The organism is Streptomyces sp. CoH27 (assembly GCF_020181035.1).
GTDB lineage: Bacteria > Actinomycetota > Actinomycetes > Streptomycetales > Streptomycetaceae > Streptomyces > Streptomyces camelliae.
Genome location: NZ_JAIQYY010000040.1, coordinates 38707 through 43112, shown reverse-complemented (window position 1 = coordinate 43112; position 4406 = coordinate 38707). Strand labels below are relative to the sequence as shown.

Genomic DNA, 4406 nt, shown 5'->3' with positions numbered 1-4406 from the left:
GGTGAGTTCGTGACGGCGTACCACCCAACCATGATCCACCATCTAGCGATCTTTGAAGACGGACCCTAGTACTCCAGCCGGGCTTCTCCATTTTCGCTGGTCAATGGCCCGGAAGTGGGACTGTGCCGCGAGCTGGGTGCGGGTAGGGCGGGGTGGACTTCCATGCTGGGGTCACTGTGCAGGTTGGACCTGGGTGCGCTGGAGCTGCGGCTCGGGTGTACGCGATGGATCGCCCGACCTGACTCACCGCGCCCGCAGGATCGCCGCCGACTCCTCGTCCAGGGGCAGGAAGGCCTCCAGATGCAGCTCCGCCACCGTGACGTCGACGGCGGTGGCGAACGTGGTTCGGGTGGTCAGCAGCCGCAGCTCGCCCTCGGGGCAGTGAAGTCGGAGCGGAACGGCGAATCCCAGGTGGTCCTGGGTGGGTTGGACGGGCGGGAGATAGCCGGTCAACTCATCGGCGAGTGCGGCCAGTCGGGCATCCTGATGCTGGCGGGCCCGGGCGCGCTGGTTCTCGATGATGTGGCGGCCCCACTCGGCGAGGTTGATGACTCGGCGGGCCATGCCGTCCGGGTGCAGGGCCAGCCGGAAGACGTTCAGCGGCGGTTCGAGCAGATCCGATGCAGCGCCTTCGGTGAGCACGTCGAACGCCCGGTTGGCGGCCACGAGTTCACCGTGCGGACGGGCCACCAGAGCGGGGTACGGCAGGTGGCCGTCCAGGATGCGCCGCAGGGCCTCGTACACCGGCCGGAGCAGCGGTGCGTCCAGCGCGGACTCCGGGTACTGCGCGGCGAAGCCGGCCGCGAGCAGCAGTGCGTTGCGTTCGCGCAGTGTGAGACCGAGGGATGCGGCCAGGCGCAGCACGATGTCCCGCCCCGGCTGGGAGCGGCCGCGTTCGATGAAGCTCAGGTACCGCTGCGTGGTCCCCGCCAGGTGGGCCAGTTCCAGCTGACTGAGACCGCGCAGGGTGCGCCACCGCCGCACCTGGGCGGGAAAGTCTGCGGGGTCGACTGTTGCGGGGGCCGATTCGCTCACCAGAGCGTTGTAACGCAGCGGCACGCCGTGTGGCCATTCCCGGCAGGGAATTGAGCGGTGGCTCTCGACGCCCGACGATCCATCAGACAACCGTCACTGGAGATCGGATCAGCCATGCGCTCGTACCACCTGCGGACACCGGGCAGTCTCGACGGAATCGTGCTGCGTGAACGGGGAATCCCCACGCCCGGCCCGGGGGAGATCTTGATACGGGTCCGCGCTGCCGCCTTCAACAAGCGTGACGCGCTCATCATGCACGGCCGCTACCCGCTGCCCACCTGCCCGGACGTGATCCCGCTCAGCGACGGCGCGGGTGAGGTCGTCGCGGTGGGTGAGCGGGTCACCCGCTTTCGGGTCGGTGACCGGGTGGTGGGCAGCTACTGGCCGCGCTGGCAGGGCGGCCGGCTCAGCACGGACCTGTACGACCAGCTCGGAAACACCTTGGACGGGATGCTTACCGAGTATGCCGTGCTCGACCAGGAGTGGGCGGTCCGCGTGCCCGACTCGCTCGACTGGACGGAGGCGGCCACCTTGCCCTGCGCCGCCGTGACTGCCTGGACCTCGCTCACTGGCGGACAGGGGCTGCTGCCGGGCCGCACGGTGCTCACCCTGGGCAGCGGAGGCGTCTCGCTGTTCGCCCTCCAGCTCGCCAAGGCAGCCGGCTGCCAGGTCATCTGCACTACGTCCAGCGATGCCAAGGCCGAGCGGCTGAAGACGCTGGGAGCCGACCACGTCATCAACTACACGAGCACGCCGCAGTGGAGCGCGGCTGTGCGCCAACTCACCGGCGGCGAGGGCGCGGACCTAGTCCTCGACACCATGGGCCCCGCCACCATCGAGCAGTCGATGCGGTCGTCGGCGCTGTACGGCGAGGTGGTGATGCTGGGCGGCGGCGCCACCGAGCCCTGCCTGCAGATCGATACCGCCACCTACGCCCGCACCATGACCGCCATCAGGCGGGTTTTCGTCGGCAGCCGCGCGGACCTGGCTGACCTGGTCCGCGCCGTCGACGTGAACGCGATCCGCCCGGTGATCGACCAGGTCTTCCCGTTTGCCGAGGCCCGTGACGCCTTCGCCTACTACCTTTCCGGGCAGGCGTTCGGCAAGGTCGTGGTCGGTATCGACTGAGCCGGGCACCCGAGCTCGGGGTCGCAGTCCACTCCCAGCCCATTGACCAGTACAAATGGCGAAGTCCGGCTGGTATTAGCCGCAGTTACCAATACACGCAGAAGCCGACTCCGACCAAGCACAAGGCATTCTGCCTCGCATCCGCCCCGGCCACGCCCCCCTGCACATCTCCGCCGTGCACCTGGTCGACGTGACCGCCACGGCGTCCAGCACAGGCCGACGCATCACCTGGAAACGGTCCCCCTCGGGGCAACCCCAGCAGGCGCGTTCGTGTAGCGGCCGTCCGCAGAGGCGCCCACTGCTGAGGTACGGGCAGCTCGCTTCACCAGTGTGACCCGAGCCAAACTTCCACACGCCTATTGGTGGAGGTTCGTTCAGGGTGAACGAACCTCCCGACACCGGGGGTATGAACTGCATGTGAGTGAGACGGAGTACGGCTTCGACCCGGCGAAGCTCCGCGCGGCCCGAGACGCCGCCGGCGCCTCGGTGGCACGGATCGCGCGAGCGGCCGGGGTGAGTGAGCGGGCGGTGAACCTCTACCTGGCGGGCTCTCGGACCCCCCGGCCCGAGACGCTCGTTCAGCTGGCCGCCGCTGTCGACGTCGCCCCGGCCGACCTGTGCACCGTCGAACACGAGGTGCTGGCGCATCTGCGGGTGTACACCGGCCGCAGCCGCGCCGCGATGGCCCAGGCGCTCGGCATGGCCGAGGAAACCTACCGGCAGCGGGAGACGACCGGCCACCGCGGTCGGCTCAGCTCCAGCCGCTACGACCACGCCCAGGATCGATGGATCGCCTGGCAGGAGTGGGCGCCGCCCCTCTTCGGCATCACCGCCGAGCGGCTCCTGGCCGCCGAACAGCACACGCGGGAGAACTACAGTGCCGAACGGGAGGAACGATGCCGGCAGTTGCGCGAGCGGGACCCCGACCGCGTCGCCATGATTGAGGAACTGGGCAGACGCCTGCGCGAGCAGTAGCCGTGCCGTCCGCTCTCATTCGTCAAGATCTCCGACGGCGTCAGGCACTAGCCACGGCAGACGACTGGGCCCCGGATGGTTCTCCTTCCCCCGGGGCCCTGCTGTCTGCCGAGGATCCAGCAGTGCTATGCCGCCCAGTGGGACCCCGGGCAGCTCGCGGCCGTGGGTTAGACATGGGTGAGACCGTGCCGACGTCGTCGCGGGCAGGTCCGCCAGAGCGTGGCCGAAACCGCTCTGACCAGCCCGAACACCAAGGCTGCGAACATGGTGCCGGCTTGGTGGGCATGTGCTTCACTGTTCTGCCGTAGGACAGGGTTGACGTGGCACTGCGAAGGAAGTGGGAGCCTGCGATGCAGCCTTCACACGGGGAGCTGGACTCCTCCGCCGGGCCTGTGGAGCACTTCGCCGCGGACTTACGGCGGCTGCGCGAGCAGGCCGGGTCGCCCGACTACCGGTCCATGGCTCGCCGGGCGGGGTGTGCGCACAGCACCTTGTCCACGGCCGCCGCAGGCCGCAAGCTGCCCACCCTGGAGGCCACGCTGGCCTTCGTCCGGGCCTGTGGCGCGGACGTCCAGGAGCAGGCTAACTGGTCGCGCCGGTGGAAGCAGGCGCACTCCGAGCTGGCAGAGCTGGAGCGCGAGCGCGGCACCGGCCCCGCCCCGACAGCCGTGACCCCGCCGGCGCCGCCCCAGGACGATTCCGACGGTGAGAAGGCCCGGACCGCGGCGCGGACGCGAACCCCGTCGTGGTGGCGCGGCAGGCGGGCTGCGGTTCTCGCCATCGGGGCCGGAGCCGTGGCGGGTATCGGCGCGGGCGCGCTGCCCGGCGCGCGGAGCAACCCCGCTCCTGCGGGCGGCGCACGCCCGGTCGTCCACGGACCCGCGTCCCCGCCGGCCGCGGCGCACTCCGCGTCCTCCTCGGCGACCCCGGCTGAACCCGAACGGCGCCACGGTCCGCTGGTCATGGCACCCGGCACGGTGGTGGATCTCGACTCTCTCGCCTCCGACTGGAACGTACGGAAGTCGCCGGGCTCTCCGCACCACGACGTCGAGTTCACCGACAGCGACCACGCGCTGACAGGGCTGGGCAACGCGGACATGGCAGTCCTCCCGGCAGGGGACGTGGGCACGTTCAGCCAGTGCGCGCTCGAACAGGACTACGGTGTCGAATTGCACGCCGCCGCCATCCGCCCCGGCGTGCTGCTGTGCGACATCACCAGCGACAACCGGGTGGCCATGCTGCGCGTCACCGATGTCCAGCGGAACGCA

The 4406-nt window shown here is 70.0% G+C and carries 4 protein-coding genes; 3 read left to right on the top strand and 1 reads right to left on the bottom strand.

The genetic code is table 11. The annotated features are described in order from the left end of the window. Positions 1-243: 243 nt before the first annotated feature. On the bottom strand, positions 244-1035 hold the full coding sequence (locus tag LE548_RS40235; protein ID WP_225102005.1) for a helix-turn-helix domain-containing protein: 792 nt from the start codon (positions 1033-1035) through the stop codon (positions 244-246). 114 nt (positions 1036-1149) lie between these two features. Here LE548_RS40235 and LE548_RS40230 point away from each other — a divergent pair, with 114 nt between their 5' ends. The 3 genes from LE548_RS40230 to LE548_RS40220 all read left to right on the top strand — a co-directional run. Next, positions 1150-2163, top strand: a complete 1014-nt coding sequence (locus LE548_RS40230) for an NAD(P)-dependent alcohol dehydrogenase (RefSeq protein ID WP_225102004.1) — start codon at positions 1150-1152, stop codon at positions 2161-2163. A gap of 417 nt (positions 2164-2580) precedes the next feature. Next, positions 2581-3138: a helix-turn-helix transcriptional regulator gene (locus tag LE548_RS40225; RefSeq protein WP_225102003.1), complete on the top strand. Its 558-nt coding sequence runs from the start codon at positions 2581-2583 to the stop codon at positions 3136-3138. Positions 3139-3488: 350 nt separating this feature from the next. Then, the coding region (locus LE548_RS40220; protein WP_225102002.1) for a helix-turn-helix transcriptional regulator at positions 3489-4406 on the top strand (918 nt) is incomplete at its 3' end.